The organism is Aeromicrobium panaciterrae (assembly GCF_031457275.1).
Lineage (GTDB): Bacteria > Actinomycetota > Actinomycetes > Propionibacteriales > Nocardioidaceae > Aeromicrobium > Aeromicrobium panaciterrae_A.
Map to the genome: position 1 here is coordinate 572525 of NZ_JAVDWH010000001.1, position 18502 is coordinate 591026.

The window sequence follows — 18502 nt, forward strand, 5'->3', positions numbered from 1 at the left end:
CTTCGCTTGAATCCCTGAGTGGAACGAAGATCTGCGAGCAACTGTCCCATTGAGACGGGTGATCGCCGCGTGGGTACTGGGCTGCTGTGCCGTCTGTGGAGTTGTCTGAGTTCTTGTTCCTTTTGTACGCCGGTGGCCCGGAAGGCAACAGCCCTACTCGCGCGTAACGTTCTGCGCTTTGGTTCACAAGGGGTGCAGGTGTCAGGCGACGAGACGCTTGCGCCGCGTAACCAGCGCAACAGTGATCGCACTGACCGCACCAGCCACAACAGCAACGGCCGCGACTTTTCCGACGCGTGTGTCGAGTCCGAGGCGTCGACGGAGGGCAACGGGTCGAGCGAAGATCAGGATCGGCCAGCCGTTCTCATCGGCCATGCGGCGCAGTGTCTTGTCCGGGTTGACCGCGAAGGGGTGACCGACGGCCGCCAGCATGGGCGCATCGGTCTCGGAGTCTGAGTAGGCGTAGCTCTCGGTGAGGTCGTAGCCCCGCTCAGCGGCGAGCTGTTCCATCGCCTTGGCCTTGTTGGGCCCGTACGCGTAGAAGTCGACGTCTCCGGTGTAGCGGCCGTCCTTGACCACCAAGGTCGTGGCGATGACGTGGTCAACGCCGAGCATCTCGCCGATCGGCTCAACGACCTCAGTGCCGGAAGCCGAGACGATCACCACGTCGCGGCCTGCCGCCTGATGCATCTCGATGAGCTCGACGGCCTCGTCGAACACGATGGGATCGATGATCGAGTGCAGGGTCTCGCCGACGGACTGGCGCACGACCTCGACGTCCCAGCCCGCCACCATCTGCGTGAGGTAGGCGCGCATCTTCTCGAGCTGATCGTGGTCAGCACCGTTGATCGAGAACATGAACTGCGCGTATGCACTGCGCAGCACGGCTCGTCGACTGAGCAAGCCGCCCTCGAAGAACGGCTTGCTGAAAGCGAGCGTGCTCGACTTGGCAATGATGGTCTTGTCCAGGTCAAAGAACGCCGCAGATCGGGTGCTCACGACTTCAGGATAGGCACGTCCACACCCGCGATGGGTCAGGAGGAGCGTCCACAGCCGGGTCGTTTACGCATCGTTCGGTCGTCGCTGGGCGTGACGGTTGATGTATGTCCGACGCCGAGCTACCCCTGATTGCCACCGCCGATGAGCATCTTCTCGACGATGCGCTGCGCTGGTGCGCGGCAGTCGGAGTCATCCCGGAGGTTGCCGCAGACCTCACATCGGCCCGCCGGTCCTGGCGCCGTGCGCCGTTGGTGATCGTCGGCGAGGATCTGGCCGAACGGATGGCTCAGGCGGAGATGCCGCGGCGTGATCACGTCCTTCTCGTGACGGACGATGCCTCGAAATGGTGGTCGACTGCGGTCCGGCTCGGCGCCGGGGGTGTGTTCGTCCGCGCGGAGGAGGAGCGCATCCTCGAGGCGCTGGCCTCGGCGCTCGACGGGCGAGGTGAGGCGTGTTTGGTCAGCGTGGTTGGTGGGTCAGGCGGGGTGGGCGCCTCGACGTTGGCGGCATCCACGGCGCTGACTGCTGGTCGTCGCAGGCTTCGATCGCTGCTGTTCGATGCCGATCCTCTCGGCGGTGGACTCGACCTCGTCCTCGGTTCGGAGCGCGCCGAGGGCGTGCGCTGGCGCGACCTCGACTCGACTCGTGGACGACTCAGCGCCGGATCGTTGTCTGACGTTCTCCCGGTTCACTCGGGCGTCGCGACGCTCTCGTGGGATCGCACATCGGAGGCATCGCTGCCCGACTCCGTCCCGTCAGTACTCACGGCCGCAGTGCGAGGGTTCGACCTCGTTGTTGCCGATGTTCCACGCCACTTGGATGCCCACGGTGTCGACATCCTTGGACGCTCCGTGCTCACGGTGCTGGTGGTGGCTGAGGAGATCTGCGCCCTCGGTGCGGCGCGACACGTGCTCTCGCGCCTCGAAGCTTGTACTGCCTCCATCGCAGTGGTCAGCGTCAGCCGCTCAAGGGGCATTGGCACGACGGCGGTTGCGGACGCGCTGGGTCATCCAGTGCACACGAGACACCGATTCGATCGCCGCATCCGTGGCTCGGTCGACCGAGGCCATGGACCAGGCATGTCGCGTTCGGCACGCCGAACGTCCGCCGCCTTGCTCGACGTTCTTGGGCTGGCCACATGACCGAGCGCAGCGAGGGCATCAAAGTGCACAGTCGTCATGCGGGCGCCGACACCCCAGGGCATAGCGCGCTTGGCTTGCCACTAGAGGCGACCGAATGACACAGCGAGAGCTCGTCGAGCGAATTCGGCAGCGGCTGGCGTCCGATCCGTCCGAACCGACGGCGCACAGCGTCGCGGCGGCGCTTCGCGCAGAACACCAGCTCGCCGGCAGCGCCACTGTTCTGGCTCTGGTTGATGAGCTGAGGCGGGAGACACGCGGGGTCGGATCACTCGAACCGCTACTCGCGTTGCCCGGTGTCACTGACGTGCTGGTCAATGGCCCGGAGGAGGTCTACTTCGATCGGGGTCGCGGCTTGGAGAAGTCTTCGATTCAGTTCGGCGATGAGGAATCCGTACGCCGCCTTGCCCAACGCCTTGCAGCTCAGGCCGGACGACGCCTCGACGACGCGAGTCCGTGGGTCGATGCGCGGCTGGGTGACGGAACTCGACTGCATGCCGTGCTCGCTCCACTGGCCAGACCGGGCTCGTTGATCTCGTTGCGCGTGCCCGCTCGACGATCGTTCTCGCTCGACGAGCTGGCAGCCGCTGGGTCGTTGAGCGCGGTCGCCGTCGAGCACATCCAGGCAATTGTCGCCAAGCGGTGCGCATTCATCGTCAGCGGTGGCACTGGCTCGGGCAAGACCACGCTGCTTGCCGCGATGCTCGGTCTGGTCGACCCGGACGAGCGCATCGTGATCGTCGAAGACGCCACCGAGCTGCGACCTGACCATCCTCACGTTGTCGGCCTCGAGGCTCGTCCAGCCAATATTGAGGGCGCTGGACTCGTGACCGTACGCGACCTCGTGCGTCAGGCGTTGAGGATGCGCCCTGACCGGCTGATTGTCGGAGAAGTGCGCGGCGGCGAAGTGGTCGACCTGTTGGCCGCGCTCAACACCGGGCACGAAGGTGGTTGTGGCACGATCCATGCCAACTCGGCGGCGGATGTGCCCGCGCGGTTCGAGGCACTCGGGGTTGCCGCCGGTATGCCACGCGAAGCGGTGCACAGTCAGCTGCGCTCAAGCCTCGACCTCGTGCTGCACCTTGCGAGGGCGGCCGACGGCACCCGTACCGTCGAGCAGATCGCCGTCCTCGACGCGGACGAAAGCGGACTGGTGAGGTGCGAGCCCGCGTTGGCTTTCGACGGCAAGGAAGCGGTGTGGGGTCCGGGTCACGACCGCCTCACCGCGCTCCTCGAGTGACTCTCATGGCTGCGTCGCTCACGGTCTTCGCGTGCCTACTGGTCAGACTGCCCGGGTCCTGGCTCGCCCATGAACGTCTCGGAACGTCCCGTTACAAGGTGGTCAGACCCGCCTCGCTGATCGCACCGCTCTCGGTGGTGACCTGCGCCGTGGTCATCACGGTCGGCCTCCCGCCGGCGCGGTTGATTGCTTCGCTCACGGTCGGCGGTGTCGCCTGGTTCGCTGTGTGCCAACTGCGCGCCGAACGCGTACGTCGTCGTGCCCGTACCCAGCGCGACGCGGTGGCTGAGGCCTTGGGCCTGATGGCAGCCGAGCTACGGGCTGGCATTCTGCCGCAGCGCGCCCTGGCCGGGCTCGCGCCAGACTTCCCGATTCTCGTCACTGCTTCGCGCGCAGCGGAGTTGGGCGGAGACGTGGCGTCAGCCTTGCAACTGCAATCGGCCGCACCGGGCTGCGAGCTGCTGGCTGCGGTCGCCAGCGCCTGGTCTGTTGCCGAGCGGGCCGGGGCACCCTTAGCGCGCACCCTGGATCGACTCGAAGCGTCGACGCGAGACGACCGGGAAGTCGAGCGCGAGGTGCAGTCAGGTGTCTCGCCCGCCCGAGCGACGGGTCGTCTCATGGCAGTCCTCCCCGTCATCGGCCTGACCATGGGCGCGGGGATGGGCGCGGATCCGATCACACTGCTCACCGGCACTGTTCCCGGCGCACTGTGTCTGGCAGCGGGCTCGGCGTGCGCCTGCGCCGGAGTGGCCTGGGTCAACCGCATTGCGACGACTGCCGAGCGGACCGGATGATCACGGCGTTGCTTGTCTCCTTGGCCGTGTGGTGCGCCATTCCAGCGTCACCTCTCGGCAGGCAACGTGCACTCTTTGCGGTGCCCCGACCGTCACACAGACCGAAGCCTGCAGTGCTGGCGGCAGCGGCAACACCGCTCTTGGCGTTGATGGTCTTGGGTTGGCCGGTCGGTGCGGTCCTTGGCCTGGGGCTGAGTCCGGTCGCTCACACGTTCGTGAGTCGCCTCGAGTCGGCGGCAACGCGCGAACGCAACGCCAAGATCTCGGCGCAGCTTCCGGGAGCCCTCGACCTCATGGTGGCGGCACTCGAAGTCGGACGACCGCCCAATGTGGCGCTGGAACTTGCGGCCGACGCAACGTACGACCCCCTCGGCCCCGAACTCGGCCAGCTTGCGAGTCGCCTGGCGATCGCCGGAGATTCGATCGCTGTCTGGACCTCGGTGCTCGACGATCCAGCGCTGGCACCCGTCGGTCGAGCATTTCGTCGCGCTGAGACCTCGGGGATGCCCGTCGCGCAGGTGATCGCCGGGGTTGCCGACGAGCTGCGTCGCGAGCGCAACGCAGCTCGGCGCGAAGCCAGTCGCAAGGTAGCGGTCCGTACGGCTGCGCCTCTCGGTGTCTGTTTTCTCCCGGCCTTCTTCCTCATCGGAATAGTGCCGACGATCATGAGCGCCTTTCGCTCCTTCTCCTTCTGAACGTGTCCACATGGTTTGGAGTCGGGTCAGGTGTCCCCAATCCGCGAAGTGGGGGCACAGATGGGCCACCGCGAAACACATATTCCCGGTGACAGATTCACCCACCGAAGGGACACCTCATGAAGACCTCGCTTTTGAAAAGGGCACAGCGACTACGGGCCGAGCGCGGCATGACCACCGCCGAATACACCGTCGGCACGCTGGGCGCCTGCACGATCGGCGGCGTGCTGGTCAAGATCGGCCAGTCCGAATGGTTCGGCGATCTCGTCAAGGACCTCATCAACAAGATCCCCGAGATCCTGCCGTTCTGACCCAGCGCCGGGGCGAGCCTTTCTCGCCCCGGTTGCTCGAAAGGAGTTCCGCCGTGAGGAGAGACGAACGAGGGATGGCCACAGCCGAATACACCGTCGGCACGCTTGGCGCGGTCTGCATCGGACTGGTTCTCTACAGACTTGGCGCGCTCGACCACGACAACCCGTGGCTCAAGACCTTCACAGAGATATTGGAGGGTGCGCTGTCCTGGCGGCCGCTTCGCGACTTCATACCCGGAATGGGTCTGAGAATGTGATCAGGCATCAACGCGGGATGGTCACGGCCGAGCTCGCCACGATCGCTCCGCTCGGCGTGGCCTTCGCATTCCTGTTGCTGTGGATCGTGTCGCTCGGCCTCACCCAGGTGCGCCTCATCGATGCATCTCGCGAGGGCGCGCGTCTGGTCGCACGAGGCGAGTCCGTCGGAGCGGCCAGGCTCGCTGCCAAGAAGCTCTCGCCCGACGACGCGAAGATCACCATCACCACAGAGGACGGCCTCGTGACGGTGACCGTGAACGCGAAGTCGGCAATGCCGATCCCGTTCTTCTCGGGGATCGGCGCTCGCGAGATGGAGTCGTCATCGGTGGCTGCTGAGGAGTCGCCGTGAGTCGCGATCGTGGTGCGGTAACGGTTTACGCCGCATCGGCTGCGGTGTTGTTGACGCTCGTCGCGTTGGTGTTGGCCCAGGTCGCGGGCCTCATACGACTGAAGCATTCGGTTGCGGCCGCTGCAGACTTGGCGGCGTTGGCGGCAAGCCGCGCGAGTGTCGAGGGCAACGACGGCTGCGACGCGGCCGATGAGCTGGTCCGTCGCAACCGTGCCCGACTGGTCTCATGTCGGATGGACTACGACGTGGCAACGATCGTGGCGGGTGGCACCAGCAAGTCGTGGTGGGGTCAGAGGTGGTCGTTCGAACAGAAGGCTCGCGCCGCACCAGACTTCTACATGGACTAGTAGGAGTCGGCGAGAAGCGCGTTGAGGAGTGTGACCGCTCCGGCCTTGTTGAGGGGCTCGTTGCCGTTCCCGCATTTGGGTGAATAGACACACGACGGGCAGCCGGTCGGGCATTCGCAGGCCATGATCGCGTCGCGGGTGATCGTCAACCAGCGCTGCGCGACCTCGTACCCACGCTCGGCAAAGCCGGCGCCTCCCGGATAGCCGTCGTAGACGAAGACAGTCAGCGTTCCAGTGTCCGAATGAAGCGCGGTCGAGACGCCGCCGATGTCCCAGCGATCGCACGTGGCCAGCAGCGGGAGCAACCCGATCGCCGCATGCTCCGCTGCGTGTGCGGCACCAGGAATGTCGGCAGTCTTCAGCGACTCAGCAACAGCCTCCTCACTGAGCGTCCACCAGACAGCCTTCGTCGGCAGGGTTCGCTCCGGCAGATCCAGCAGCTCCTCGCCCAGCATCCCTCCGCCCGTCGTGCTCCGCTTTGTATAAGAGATGACCTGCCTGACCACATCTACCGAACCGAACGACATCGCGGCCTCGCCCCACTTCGTCGTCCGCTCTGTCTCGGTGATCGTGATCTCGGTGACCGATCGCGCCATCGTCGAATATTCCGGATCCTCGCGATGCACGATCGCGACTCCGTCCTCAACGTCGTACTCATTGACGACATGCACCTCGCCCTGGTGCACATAGACCGCGCCGTCGTGGACCGCGGCATCTGCCGATCCCGCATCCACCGTGCCGATCAGTCGGCCCGTACCGGCATCAACGATCTGCACCGGCGACCCACCGCTCGACCGGATGTCGGCAAGGTTGCTGGCCCGTTCGCGCTTGGTCCAGAACCAGCCAGCGGGACGTTTGCGCAGCAGCCCGGCAGCCTCGAGCGCCTTGATGCCCTCAGCCGTACGCGGGCCGAAAAGCTCGAAGTCAGCCTCGGTCAATGGCAGCTCGTGGGCTGCAGCCGCCAGGTGGGGGCCGAGCACATAAGGATTGTCAGGATCGAAGACCGACGACTCGACCGGTGCGCCAAGTAGTGCCTCGGGGTGGTGCACGAGGTATGTGTCGAGCGGCTCGTCGCGGGCGACCAGGATGCCGATCGAGTCGCGTCCCGCTCGACCCGCGCGGCCGAACTGCTGGCGGAGTGCTGCCCGAGTACCTGGAAAGCCGACGCTGATGATCGCGTCGAGCCCTGCGATGTCGATGCCAAGCTCCAACGCGTTGGTGCTGGCCAATCCGAGCAGATCGCCATCCCGAAGTCGTCGCTCGAGTTCACGTCGTTCTTCGGGCAGGTAGCCGCCTCGGTAGGTCGCGACCCGAGCCGCCAGCTCGGGATCGACCTCGGACAGACTCCGTTGGGCTGTTGCCGCGACTGTCTCGGCTCCGCGTCGCGATCGAACGAACGCCAGCGTGCGTACCTTCCCGATGACCAGATCGGTGAGGAGTTCGCCGGCTTCAGTGTTGGCTGCGCGGCGCACGGGCGTCTGGCTCTCGTCCTGCCCGGGGAGCAGCGGTGGCTCCCACAAGGCGATGGTCTGCGCCGCGTGCGGCGAAGCGTCGTCCCTCACCGCAACGACGTCGAGTCCGGTGAGGCGTGCTGCGAAGACATCGGGGTCTGCGACTGTCGCCGACGACAGGACGAACACCGGATCGGCCCCGTAGTGCTGACAGATGCGTCGCAGCCGGCGCAGGACGTGAGCCACGTGAGCGCCGAAGACGCCTCGATAGTGGTGACACTCATCGATCACGACATGGCTGACGCCGCCAAGCACACGACTCCATCGAGCGTGCCCGGGAAGGATCGTGTGGTGCAGCGTGTCTGGGTTGGTCAGCAGGTAGTTGGCGTGGTCTCGCGCCCAAGCCCGCTCTTCGCGCGAGTTGTCCCCGTCGACCGTCGCCGGCCGGGTGAATGCCGGAGCAGCCGCCAGACGACGCAGCTGGTCCGCAGCGAGTGCCTTGGTCGGTGCGAGATAGAGGACGCTCGGCAGTCGATTGCCTTGCAGTCCGCTGCCCGAGCGACCCTCCGCGAGAGCAGTCAGCGCCGGAGCCTGGAAGGCCAAGGACTTGCCTGACGCCGTACCGGTCGACACAACCGTGTGGAGGCCAGAACGTATGTGGTGCAGGGCCTCGGCCTGGTGGCCCCAAAGGTGGGGGATGCCCTCGGCCTCGTACATCGACCGGACTTCAGGGTCGACCCAGTCGGGCCACGGCTCGATGACGGCTTCGCGAGCTGGGATGTGCTCGACATGCGTGACCCGTTCGCTGTGGCGAAGGACGATGTCGGCGGGTTCCACGTGGGAAGTCTTCCAGACCCTGCGCATGCAATCTGTCGAGCGGCGACGGCCCACAGATCGTGGTTAGATGCTTGACATGGAGCTGGCACTGTCATCGCGCACTGTCGACGATTTCGAGATCATCGAGGTCGGCGGCGAAGTCGACGTATACACAGCCCCCAAGCTTCGCGAGGCGATTGTCACGGCGATCGAAGCGGGACACACACGATTGATCATCGATGTCGAGAGGGTCGACTTCCTCGACTCCACTGGTCTCGGTGTGCTGGTCGGCGCCCTCAAACGCGTCCGAGCAGACGGCGGCTCACTCGACATTGTGTGCACCCACGAGCGCATCCTGAAGATCTTCGGGATCACCGGATTGGACAAGGTCTTTGGCCTGCACGCCTCGATCGACGAGGCTCGTGCGGCGACACATCATGAGACCCCTTGATGCCGTTCTCATAATTGGCATGTAACCTCCGTCACGTTGGTCTGGATGTCTGGGCCAACGCTTCTTTCTGCTTATCTCATGGAGGATTTTCATGGCGAACGCGACTTTTGTTGCGGCAGTAGGCGGAGATCTCGACTTTTCTGACAAGAACTCGTACTACTTGTACGCGGTTGTCGGCGTCGGTGTTCTCGCGCTCATCATGGCGTTTGTGTTCCGTTCTCAGGTGCTGAAGGCATCTGAGGGAACCGAGAAGATGCAGGAGATCGGACAGGCAGTCCAGGAGGGCGCAGCCGCGTACCTCAGCCGCCAGTTCCGTACTCTCGCGGTCTTCGCGCTCGTGGCACTCGGAATGCTGGTCGCGCTCGACGCGGCTGTCCTCGGGTGGGACAACGAATGGAAGATCAAGATCGGTCGCTATGTTGCGCTGCTGGCTGGCGCAGGCTTCTCGGCACTGATCGGCTACCTCGGTATGTGGCTCGCAACGCGCGCCAACATCCGCGTAGCGGCAGCTGCCCAGAACGAGGGCCGCGAGGTGGCGATGCGTATTGCGTTCCGCACCGGCGGCACGGTCGGCATGCTCACGGTGGGCCTCGGCCTGCTGGGTGCCGGTGCGATCGTCCTGATCTACACGGGCGACGCGCCTGTTGTGCTTGAAGGCTTCGGCTTCGGTGCAGCTCTGCTCGCCATGTTCATGCGAGTCGGCGGCGGTATCTTCACCAAGGCTGCTGACGTCGGAGCCGACCTCGTCGGCAAGGTCGAGCAGAACATCCCCGAAGATGACCCGCGCAACGCTGCGACGATTGCCGACAACGTCGGTGACAACGTCGGTGACTGCGCCGGTATGGCTGCTGACCTCTTCGAGTCGTACGCCGTCACCCTGGTTGCCGCGCTGATCCTCGGCTCGGTTGCCTTCGGCGAAGTTGGCCTCGTCTTCCCGCTCGTGATCCCCGCGATCGGTGCACTGACCGCCATCCTCGGTGTCTTCCTTACGCGCCCGCGCGCGGGTGAAGGCGGACTGACGACGATCAACCGCTCGTTCTACATCTCGGCTCTCGTGTCGGGTGCGGCTTCGGTCGGCGCAGCATTCCTGCTCCTGCCGGACAAGTTCAGCAACGCGAAGCTCCCGGGCATCGACACTGACTCACTGATCGTCACGCTCGGCCAGCAGGCCGGTGCTGACGCTCCGGGTCTGGACGCGAACCCGCGTCTCATCGCGATCATCGCGGTGCTGATCGGTATCGTCCTCGCCGCTGTGATCCTGGCCCTCACGGGTTACTTCACCGGCACGGAGACACGTCCGGTCAAGGACGTCGGCAAGACGTCACTCACGGGTGCCGCAACTGTCATCCTGTCGGGTCTGTCGGTCGGCTTCGAGTCGGCGGTCTACACGGCCATCGTCATCGGTGCGGCTGTCTTCGGCGCGTTCCTTCTCGGCAGCGGCTCGCTCGTTGTCGCACTGTTCGCGGTGTCTCTCGCTGGTTGTGGTCTGCTGACCACCGTCGGCGTCATCGTGGCAATGGACACGTTCGGTCCGGTCAGCGACAACGCCCAGGGCATCGCTGAGATGTCGGGTGACGTCGATGAAGAGGGTGCAAAGATCCTCACCGAGCTCGACGCTGTCGGTAACACGACGAAGGCCATCACCAAGGGCATCGCAATCGCGACGGCTGTTCTCGCAGCGACGGCGTTGTTCGGCTCGCTGACAAGCTCGATCACGGCGGCTGTTGAAGGCGCCAACATCGGTGAAGAAGCTCGCGGCATCAAGGTCATCGAGACATACGCCCTCAACGGTGTGTTCAACGTGGCTGACCCGAGCAACCTCTTCGGTCTGATCCTCGGTGCAGCTGTGGTGTTCCTGTTCTCAGGACTCGCGATCAACGCTGTTGGCCGTGCGGCCGGCGCCGTGGTTTACGAAGTGCGTCGCCAGTTCCGGGAGATCCCGGGAATCATGGAAGGCACGGGTCGTCCCGAGTACGGCAAGGTTGTCGACATCTGCACACGCGATTCACTGCGTGAGCTGGCGACGCCGGGCATCTTGGCGATCTTCGCTCCGATTGCTGTCGGCTTCGGCCTCGGCATCGGTCCGCTCGGTGCCTACCTGGCCGGCGCGATCGGCACAGGCGTGCTGATGGCCGTGTTCCTCGCCAACTCCGGTGGTGCGTGGGACAACGCCAAGAAGCTCGTCGAAGACGGCAACCACGGTGGCAAGGGCTCGCCTGCACATGAGGCGACGATCATTGGTGACACGGTCGGTGACCCGTTCAAGGACACCGCCGGTCCGGCGATCAACCCGCTGCTCAAGGTGATGAACCTCGTCGCGCTGCTCGCGACTCCGTTGATCATCAAGTACGCGTACGGCGAGGACGCCAGCGATCCGATCCGTTACACCATCGCTGGTGTTGCGGTTCTGATCATCGTCATCGCTGTGGGCATTGCACGCTCGCGTCCGATTGCGCTCGATACGAGCGACGCCGACTCGGTGCCGGCAAAGGTCTGATCAGCACTACGTCGAACGGCGCAGACCCCAACCGGGTCTGCGCCGTTCTTCATGTCTGAGAAGGTGTGCAGGTGATCGATGAGGCGTACGTCCCGCATCTGCGCGCCGCGCTGACCCGCGCTGGCTTCACTGTCGACAACGTCTTTGCGCTGATCGGCGAGGAAGCGCATCACGCTCTCGCGCGCAACCAGGTCGCTCCAGCCTTGCGCGCTACGACCGGCCGTGGAGACCTCGCCACGTTGGTACGGCAGTTTGCGCTCCAGGTCCCGGTCGACCGACGCCGCGTCGATGCCGCGCTCCCGGATCTCGTTGAACCACTTGCCGCCGCCAACATGCTGCAACTGTCGGGCGACGAGGTCCGCGCGTTGGTCGACATCAGACCGTACGGAGATGAGTCGCACGACTGGTGGATCGTCTGCGACTCGACGCCGGGGCTCAATGGCCCGCAGGGCGTGATGAACCCCGAGCACGTGCTGGGGATCAGCGAGGCATCGTCATCGCTGGCGCAGCTGACCGTACGTGAACCGGTCGGCCGAGCACTCGACCTCGGCACCGGCTGTGGTGTGCAGGCGCTGCACCTCGCCCAGCACTCGGGCATCGTCGTCGCGACAGACGTCAATCCCCGCGCGTTGCAGATGGCGCGACTGACGGCATCACTCAACGAGCTCGACATCGACGTACGTGACGGCAGCCTGTTCGACCCGGTGGCGGGTGAGAAGTTCGACCTGATCGCCACGAACCCACCCTTCGTGATCTCACCTCCTGGCGCCGACGTGCTCGTCTACCGCGACTCGGGGATGCCCGGCGACAGCGTCGTACGCCATCTCGTCGAGAACGCCGCAACGTACCTCAACGACGGTGGGTGGTGCCAGATCCTCGCCAACTGGGCGCACCACGACGGCCGCGACTGGCAGGCGGATCTCGACGAGTGGTTCGCGGGGAGCCCGCTCGATTCGTGGGTCCTGCAACGTGAACTCGTCGATCCGTCCGAGTACGTCGAGATGTGGCTGGCCGACGCTGGACTGAACACCGCGCCTGACTACATCCAGCGCTACGACGCCTGGCTCGACTGGTTCGCCAGCGAACGCATCGATGCGGTCGGCTTCGGCTGGCTGAGCATGCGGCGTACGGATGAAGCCCCGACGCGACTCTTCGAGGAGTGGACGGGCGAGATCGCACCGCCGATCGGACCAACCGTCGCGGCATGGGGTCACCGCGTCGATGTGATGCGACATCTCGAAGACACAGACCTGCTCGACCGTGCCTGGAAGCATGCTCCCGACCTGGTCGAGGAGACCCGAGGTCCAGTGGGCGCAGAGCACCCCGAATCCATCGTGCTCCGCCTGCAACAGGGCGTACGCCGTGCACGGCAGGTCGACACGGTCGAAGCCGGACTCGTCAGCGCCAGTGATGGCGACCTCACGGCCGGGCAGATCCTCGACGCTCTAGCGATGTTGCTCGAGCGCGATGCCGGTGAGCTGCGCTCGACGTACGCGTTGTCGGTACGACAGCTCGTCGAGGACGGCTTCCTGTTGCCCCACCAGCCCGCAAAGATGCGCGCCTAGCCGGCGGGCGTCTCCTCGATGGAGTGGCTGTCGGGTTTGAAGGCCGGGAGCAACTGACCGCCCCAGGCCAGTAGTGCGATGGCCGTGGCGATGAGGCCGCCAACCACAAAGCCGCCCCAAGCGCCGACCTCATCGATCGCAACGCCGATGATCGGAGAGCTTGCCGCTCCGCCGATCATGAACGACGTGCCCTGCCAGCCCATGGCTTCACCGCGACGATCCTCGGGCGTGAGCTTCGCGATCCACTCGGTCGCCGCTGTCATGGTCGGCGCGCACAGGAAACCGGTCGGGATGACCCACAGCGACAGCGACCAGACCTCGCTGCCGAGTCCGACAGGGATTGTCGTCAGTCCGAGCGCGAGCAATAGATAGGTGGGTCGGATCGACTTGTTGAGCGATCCGTAGATCACGCCGCCAATCAACGACGACAAGCCCCACAGGCCGTACGTGAACCCGATCGATCCCACGTGGTCGATCTCGCGCAGCTGAGCGACGATGCCGAGGTCGGTGCCTATCAGCGCTGCCAGCGTGCCGCCGGAGATGAGAAAGAGGAACGCGAGGGGAACCGACATCCACGGGCCCTTGGGTCCCGAGGATTCGACGACCGGCTCGTCCGGGTCAACGGCCGAGCGGGTGGGCGGGTTGAGGCGCAGGAACATCAGTCCTGCCACGACCTCAGTCATGCCGATCGCGAACAACGCCCAGGCGGCACTCGCCTGCGTCACCAGGACGACGCCGACGGCGGGACCAATGATGAAGCTGGCTTCGGCAACGACGCTGTCGGCCGAGAAGGCCGTGCGTCTCAGCCGTTCTTCGACCATGACGCTGAGCGACAGACGCACGATCGAGAAGATCGGGATGAGGAACAGACCCATCACGAACGAGAGCGGGACCAGCAACGCATAAGAAGTGGAGAGAGCGGCGATCGGATAGAGCACGCCGACCGCGACGATCGACGGAATGATCGCCCGGCGCATGCCGAGCTTGTCGATCAGGCGTCCGCGCCATGGCGATCCGACTCCGGCGCCGATGGTGGAGGCGGCCGCCACGATGCCGGCCTGAGCGTAGGTGCCATCCAGTGGACCGACGACGAAAAGGGTGAAAACCAGGGGAGCCGCCATGGCCGGTATGCGGGCAAAGAACGCTGCAACAAACAGCGTTCGTACGGGTCTGTCAGCCCACAACTCTGCGTATCCCCGGAATCCCACCGACCCATCCTCGCACCACGCGGGGACAGGACCGTTTCACAGATCGTTGACCGTACGCGCTACGGTGTGCCTCGTCTGATCTAAGAAACATTCGAACCGCGGAGAGAATTCTTGACCACCCTCGTCATTGTCGAGTCACCCAACAAGGTCGCCAGCATTGCTGGCTACCTCGGCGACGGCTATGTCGTGGACTCCTCGGTCGGTCACATCCGCGATCTACCCAAGGGCGCCGACCAGGTGCCAGCCAAATTCAAGGGCGAGCCGTGGGCGCGCCTGGGTGTCGATGTTGATCACGACTTCGAGCCGATCTACGTCGTGTCGCCCGAGAAGAAGCAGCAGATGGCGAAGCTCAAGAAGCTTCTCAAGGATGCTGACGAACTCGTACTCGCAACCGATGAGGACCGCGAGGGCGAGGCCATCGCGTGGCACCTGCTTGATGAGCTCAAGCCGACCGTGCCGGTCAAGCGCATCGTCTTCAACGAGATCACTCGTGACGCCATCCAGTACGCGATCGCCAACCCGCGCGATGTCGACATGGACTTGGTCGACGCACAGGAGACGCGCCGCATCCTCGACCGCCTCTACGGCTACGAGGTCAGCCCGGTTCTGTGGAAGAAGGTCATGAGCGGCCTGTCCGCCGGCCGCGTGCAGTCCGTCGCCACCCGCCTTGTTGTCGAGCGCGAACGCGAGCGTATGGCGTTCAAGGTCGCCTCCTACTGGGACCTCGAGGCAACGTTCGATGCTGGCGAGGGCTTCGACCCGCGCCAGTTCCCGGCCAAGCTCAGCAGCGTCGATGGCCTGCGCGTTGCTTCCGGCACACACTTCGACAACTCCGGCGCACTGACGTCCGACAAGGTTGTCCATCTCGACGAGGCGAAGGCAGGTGCGCTGGCCGATGGTCTGCGCGACCAGCCGTTCACGATCCGATCGGTTGAGTCCAAGCCCTACACGCGCAAGCCATACGCGCCGTTCCGTACGACGACGATGCAGCAGGAAGCGTCTCGCAAGTTCGGCTTCGGGGCCGCTCGTACGATGCAGGTCGCCCAGCGCCTGTACGAGGGCGGACACATTACTTATATGCGTACCGACTCGACGACGCTGTCGCAGACCGCACTCACCGCGGCCCGCGCCCAGGTCACCGAGCTCTATGGCGGCGACTACCTGCCCGCCGAGCCGCGCGTCTACGCCAGCAAGGTCAAGAACGCGCAGGAGGCGCACGAAGCGATCCGCCCGGCGGGCGAACGCTTCAAGACTCCTGACCAGACCGGCCTGCGTGGTGACGAGCTCCGGCTGTACGAGCTCATCTGGAAGCGCACCATCGCCTCGCAGATGATGGACGCCAAGGGCAACTCGGTGTCGATCCGCATTGGCGCCACCGCGACCACCGGTGAGGACGCTCTGTTCTCCGCTTCGGGTCGCACCATCACGTTCTACGGATTCCTCAAGGCGTACGTCGAGTCCAGCGATGACACCGAAGCCGAGGGTGACGACCAGCAGACCAAGCTGCCCAACGTCATCGAAGGTCAGACGGTCACGGCTGCCGAGCTCGGCAAGGCCGGCCACGAGACCAAGCCGCCCGCGCGATTCACCGAAGCCAGCCTCATCAGCGAGCTGGAGACCCGCGAGATCGGCCGCCCGTCGACGTATGCGTCGATCGTCGGCACGATCCAGAACCGCGGCTACGTCTATAAGAAGGGCACGGCTCTGGTGCCGGCCTGGATCGCGTTCTCGGTCATTCGCCTGATGGAGCAGCACTTCGGCAGGCTCATCGAATACACCTTCACCGCTGAACTCGAAGGCGTTCTCGACGATGTCGCCGGCGGCCGGGAAGATCGCGTCGCTGTACTCACCAGCTTCTGGGTCGGGGAGGGCGAGGGCAACACCGGCCTCAAGCGCCTCGTCGAGAACCTGCCTGACATCGACGCCCGCGGACTCGCGACGTTCCCGCTCGGGGACGAGATCGACCTTCGCGTCGGCCGCTACGGACCGTACGTCGAGGGCCCGCCGTTCACCGAAGACGACGAAGGCAAGCGCGTTCCGACGCGCGCCAACGTTCCCGAGGATCTCCCGCCTGACGAGCTGACGCTCGACAAGGCCAAGGAGCTGCTGGCAACGCCGGCCGGCCTTGAGAAGGAGCTCGGCGACCACCCCGATACGGGTCTCGCGATTGTCGCCAAGAACGGTCGCTTCGGCGCCTACGTCACCGAGGCGCTGCCTGAGGATGCCAAGAAGGCCGACAAGCCACGTACGGCGAGCCTCTTCGCGTCGATGACCCTCGACACCATCACGCTCGACGAAGCTGTGCAGCTGCTCAGGCTCCCTCGCGTCATCTACACCGAGGAAGACGGCACCGAGGTCACAGCGCAGAACGGTCGTTACGGTCCCTACCTCAAGAAGGGCACTGACTCTCGCTCGCTCGAGCGCGAAGATCAGCTCCTCACGATCACTGAGGAAGAGGTGCGGGCGATCTACCTGCAGCCCAAGACGTACGGCCGCCGCGCGGCAGCCGCACCGCTCAAGGAGCTCGGGACAGACCCCGTCAGCGAGCGACCGGTTGTGGCCAAGGACGGTCGCTTCGGCATGTACGTCACCGACGGCGAGTACAACGCGACTCTTCGCAAGGACGACTCGCTTGAGGACCTGACGCCGGAGCGAGCGTACGAACTGCTCGCCGAACGGCGCGCCAAGGGTCCAGCTAAGAAGGCGGCCAAGCGCCCGGCCAAGAAGGCCGCGAAGAAGACCGCCAAGAAGACGACGGCCAAGAAAGCTGCAGCCAAGAAGGCCTGACTGGCATGATCCGACCGCTGATCCGTCCGCTCGCTCCGCGCGATCCTCACGAGGAGCATCGCACCGCTTCACCGCTCGAGCTGTTCACCGATCTTTGCTACGTCGTCGCGATCGCACAGGGAGCGCTGACCCTCGAGCACGAGATTGCGGCGGGCCACCCAGCCCACGGCCTCATCTGGTTCTCGGTGTCGTTCTTCGCGATCTTCTGGGCCTGGCTCAACTTCGTGTGGTTCAACTCGGCGTACGACTCCGACGACACGATCAGCCGGTTGCTCACCTTGCTGCAGATCTTCGGATCACTTGTCCTTGCGGCGGGTGTGCCGAAGATCTTCGAGGAAGACTTCACGCTCGGGATCATCGGCTACGTCATCATGCGGATCGGCCTGGTGCTGATGTGGTTGCGCGCTTCGGCGGGTCATCCGGAACGTCGTCGTACAGCGCTTCGGTACGCATACGGGCTGATTGCCGTGCAGGCAGGTTGGGTCGCTGCGTTGCTCGTGACCGGCGGACACCTTCCGCTGTGGCTGTTCATCGTCGGCGTCGCGCTCGACTTCGGAGTGCCGTTCTATGCCGAGCTTGCCGGGACGACGCCGTGGCATCCGCACCATATCGCCGAGCGCTATGGCCTGATGTTCATCATCGTGCTGGGCGAGATGATCTTGTCGGTCACCCTCGCGCTGCGAGTTGCCTTCGACGAGAAGGACCCGCCGATGGAGTTGTGGTTCGTCGTGGCCGGTGGCGTGCTCGTGACGTTCTGCGCGTGGTGGCTCTACTTCTCCCGCGACAACTCCAGCATCCTGACTGGCAACGACGTCGGGTACGTGTGGGGCTTCGGTCACTATGTGATCTTCGGGTCGGCTGCGGCAATCGGCGCTGGGTTGGCGGTGCGGATTGCGTACTACGGAGACCACGCCGAGGTCAGCGACCTGGTCAGCAGCGCTTTCGTGACGGGACCGGTGGCTGCGTTCCTGCTCATGCTGTGGGTCATCTGTGTGCGGCTGCATGACCCGTCACTGCGTACGGCGATCCCGTTCGTGGCGGCTGTCATCGCGCTCGTTGCGGTCACCTTCGTGCCCTACTCCGAGCTGTGGGCCGGCGTGATCTTCGTGATCCTGTTGGTCGCCGTATTGCGAAGGACTCCTGTCAGCGCCTCCGCCTAGGTTGGACGTATGGCTGACGTCCCCGTCCCGCCGGAGTTCCTCGATCGCGTGCGTGCGATCTGCATGGCGCTGCCCGATGCGTACGAAGAGCGCGCGTGGATCGGTGTGCGATGGCGCGTCCGCAAGCGCACCTTCGCGCACGTCGTGACGATCGAGGAGGACGGACCGGCGTCGTTCCGGAAGGCATTCGATGTCGACGGCGAGACGACAGTCGTGACGTTCCGCGCAGTCCACGAGGAGCGTGAGGCGCTGACGAACCAGGGCAAACCGTTCTACAGTGCCGACTGGGGACGGCACGCGATGGGCATGCTGCTCGACGACGACACCGACTGGGCTGAAGTCGAGGAGCTACTCACCGACAGCTTCTGCATGATGGCGCCTCGCAAGCTGGCAGTACTCGTCCGCGACGTGGGCCCACCCGGTTAGGCTCCACAC

The 18502-nt window shown here is 64.9% G+C and carries 17 protein-coding genes; 14 read left to right on the plus strand and 3 right to left on the minus strand.

What is annotated here, in order from left to right; genetic code table 11:
- Nucleotides 1–201: 201 nt before the first annotated feature.
- Nucleotides 202–999, minus strand: coding sequence for an HAD family hydrolase (locus J2X11_RS02875; RefSeq protein ID WP_309966580.1), 798 nt, complete (start codon nt 997–999; stop codon nt 202–204).
- Between the two features lie 104 nt (nt 1000–1103).
- Here J2X11_RS02875 and ssd point away from each other — a divergent pair, with 104 nt between their 5' ends.
- From ssd to J2X11_RS02915, 8 genes are all read left to right on the plus strand, one after another.
- Nucleotides 1104–2141, plus strand: a complete 1038-nt coding sequence (ssd, locus tag J2X11_RS02880; protein ID WP_309966581.1) for a septum site-determining protein Ssd — start codon at nt 1104–1106, stop codon at nt 2139–2141.
- A 94-nt stretch (nt 2142–2235) separates the two neighbouring features.
- Nucleotides 2236–3378, plus strand: coding sequence for a TadA family conjugal transfer-associated ATPase (locus tag J2X11_RS02885; RefSeq protein WP_309966583.1), 1143 nt, complete (start codon nt 2236–2238; stop codon nt 3376–3378).
- Nucleotides 3379–3383: 5 nt separating this feature from the next.
- Complete coding sequence (locus tag J2X11_RS02890; RefSeq protein WP_309966584.1) at nt 3384–4172, plus strand: type II secretion system F family protein; 789 nt, start codon at nt 3384–3386, stop codon at nt 4170–4172.
- A gap of 80 nt (nt 4173–4252) precedes the next feature.
- Complete coding sequence (locus J2X11_RS02895) at nt 4253–4867, plus strand: type II secretion system F family protein (protein ID WP_309966586.1); 615 nt, start codon at nt 4253–4255, stop codon at nt 4865–4867.
- Nucleotides 4868–4986: 119 nt separating this feature from the next.
- A complete protein-coding gene (locus tag J2X11_RS02900) occupies nt 4987–5178 on the plus strand; it encodes a DUF4244 domain-containing protein (RefSeq protein ID WP_309966587.1) in 192 nt (63 codons plus the stop codon).
- Nucleotides 5118–5435, plus strand: coding sequence for a DUF4244 domain-containing protein (locus J2X11_RS02905; RefSeq protein ID WP_309966589.1), 318 nt, complete (start codon nt 5118–5120; stop codon nt 5433–5435). Before J2X11_RS02900 ends, J2X11_RS02905 begins: the two co-directional genes overlap by 61 nt.
- On the plus strand, nt 5432–5785 hold the full coding sequence (locus J2X11_RS02910; RefSeq protein ID WP_309966591.1) for a TadE family type IV pilus minor pilin: 354 nt from the start codon (nt 5432–5434) through the stop codon (nt 5783–5785). Before J2X11_RS02905 ends, J2X11_RS02910 begins: the two co-directional genes overlap by 4 nt.
- The gene (locus J2X11_RS02915; RefSeq protein ID WP_309966593.1) at nt 5782–6132 is read left to right on the plus strand and encodes an Rv3654c family TadE-like protein; all 351 of its coding nucleotides are present in this window, start codon (nt 5782–5784) and stop codon (nt 6130–6132) included. Before J2X11_RS02910 ends, J2X11_RS02915 begins: the two co-directional genes overlap by 4 nt.
- Here J2X11_RS02915 and J2X11_RS02920 read toward each other — a convergent pair.
- The gene (locus J2X11_RS02920; protein WP_309966595.1) at nt 6129–8420 is read right to left on the minus strand and encodes a DEAD/DEAH box helicase; all 2292 of its coding nucleotides are present in this window, start codon (nt 8418–8420) and stop codon (nt 6129–6131) included. The genes J2X11_RS02915 and J2X11_RS02920 overlap by 4 nt on opposite strands.
- A gap of 67 nt (nt 8421–8487) precedes the next feature.
- Here J2X11_RS02920 and J2X11_RS02925 point away from each other — a divergent pair, with 67 nt between their 5' ends.
- The 3 genes from J2X11_RS02925 (at nt 8488) to J2X11_RS02935 (ending at nt 12912) form a co-directional block, all read left to right on the plus strand.
- Nucleotides 8488–8850, plus strand: coding sequence for an anti-sigma factor antagonist (locus J2X11_RS02925; protein WP_463675071.1), 363 nt, complete (start codon nt 8488–8490; stop codon nt 8848–8850).
- Nucleotides 8851–8941: 91 nt separating this feature from the next.
- Nucleotides 8942–11347: a sodium-translocating pyrophosphatase gene (locus J2X11_RS02930; protein ID WP_309966597.1), complete on the plus strand. Its 2406-nt coding sequence runs from the start codon at nt 8942–8944 to the stop codon at nt 11345–11347.
- A gap of 65 nt (nt 11348–11412) precedes the next feature.
- The gene (locus J2X11_RS02935; RefSeq protein ID WP_309966599.1) at nt 11413–12912 is read left to right on the plus strand and encodes a DUF7059 domain-containing protein; all 1500 of its coding nucleotides are present in this window, start codon (nt 11413–11415) and stop codon (nt 12910–12912) included.
- Here J2X11_RS02935 and J2X11_RS02940 read toward each other — a convergent pair.
- Nucleotides 12909–14120 (minus strand): MFS transporter, encoded by a 1212-nt coding sequence (locus J2X11_RS02940; protein ID WP_309966601.1) that lies wholly within the window; start codon nt 14118–14120, stop codon nt 12909–12911. The genes J2X11_RS02935 and J2X11_RS02940 overlap by 4 nt on opposite strands.
- Before the next feature lie 111 nt (nt 14121–14231).
- On the opposite strand from J2X11_RS02940, the gene topA reads away from it, so the two are divergent.
- The 3 genes from topA to J2X11_RS02955 are packed head-to-tail and all read left to right on the plus strand — an operon-like array spanning nt 14232 to nt 18493.
- Nucleotides 14232–16907 carry a type I DNA topoisomerase gene (topA, locus tag J2X11_RS02945; RefSeq protein ID WP_309966603.1) on the plus strand — a complete coding sequence of 892 codons (2676 nt, stop codon included), beginning with the start codon at nt 14232–14234 and terminating at the stop codon, nt 16905–16907.
- 5 nt (nt 16908–16912) lie between these two features.
- Nucleotides 16913–18067, plus strand: a complete 1155-nt coding sequence (locus tag J2X11_RS02950) for a low temperature requirement protein A (protein ID WP_309966605.1) — start codon at nt 16913–16915, stop codon at nt 18065–18067.
- A gap of 9 nt (nt 18068–18076) precedes the next feature.
- Nucleotides 18077–18493, plus strand: coding sequence for an MmcQ/YjbR family DNA-binding protein (locus J2X11_RS02955; RefSeq protein ID WP_309966607.1), 417 nt, complete (start codon nt 18077–18079; stop codon nt 18491–18493).
- Nucleotides 18494–18502 lie beyond the last annotated feature (9 nt).

Coding starts and splice junctions, on each gene's coding strand:
- J2X11_RS02955 (WP_309966607.1), top strand. CDS start 18,077: ATGGCTGACGTCCCCGTCCCGCCGGAGTTCCTCGATCGCGTGCGTGCG.
- J2X11_RS02950 (WP_309966605.1), top strand. CDS start 16,913: ATGATCCGACCGCTGATCCGTCCGCTCGCTCCGCGCGATCCTCACGAG.
- J2X11_RS02905 (WP_309966589.1), top strand. CDS start 5,118: ATGGTTCGGCGATCTCGTCAAGGACCTCATCAACAAGATCCCCGAGAT.
- J2X11_RS02890 (WP_309966584.1), top strand. CDS start 3,384: ATGGCTGCGTCGCTCACGGTCTTCGCGTGCCTACTGGTCAGACTGCCC.
- J2X11_RS02900 (WP_309966587.1), top strand. CDS start 4,987: ATGAAGACCTCGCTTTTGAAAAGGGCACAGCGACTACGGGCCGAGCGC.
- J2X11_RS02885 (WP_309966583.1), top strand. CDS start 2,236: ATGACACAGCGAGAGCTCGTCGAGCGAATTCGGCAGCGGCTGGCGTCC.
- J2X11_RS02930 (WP_309966597.1), top strand. CDS start 8,942: ATGGCGAACGCGACTTTTGTTGCGGCAGTAGGCGGAGATCTCGACTTT.
- J2X11_RS02925 (WP_463675071.1), top strand. CDS start 8,488: ATGCTTGACATGGAGCTGGCACTGTCATCGCGCACTGTCGACGATTTC.
- ssd (WP_309966581.1), top strand. CDS start 1,104: ATGTCCGACGCCGAGCTACCCCTGATTGCCACCGCCGATGAGCATCTT.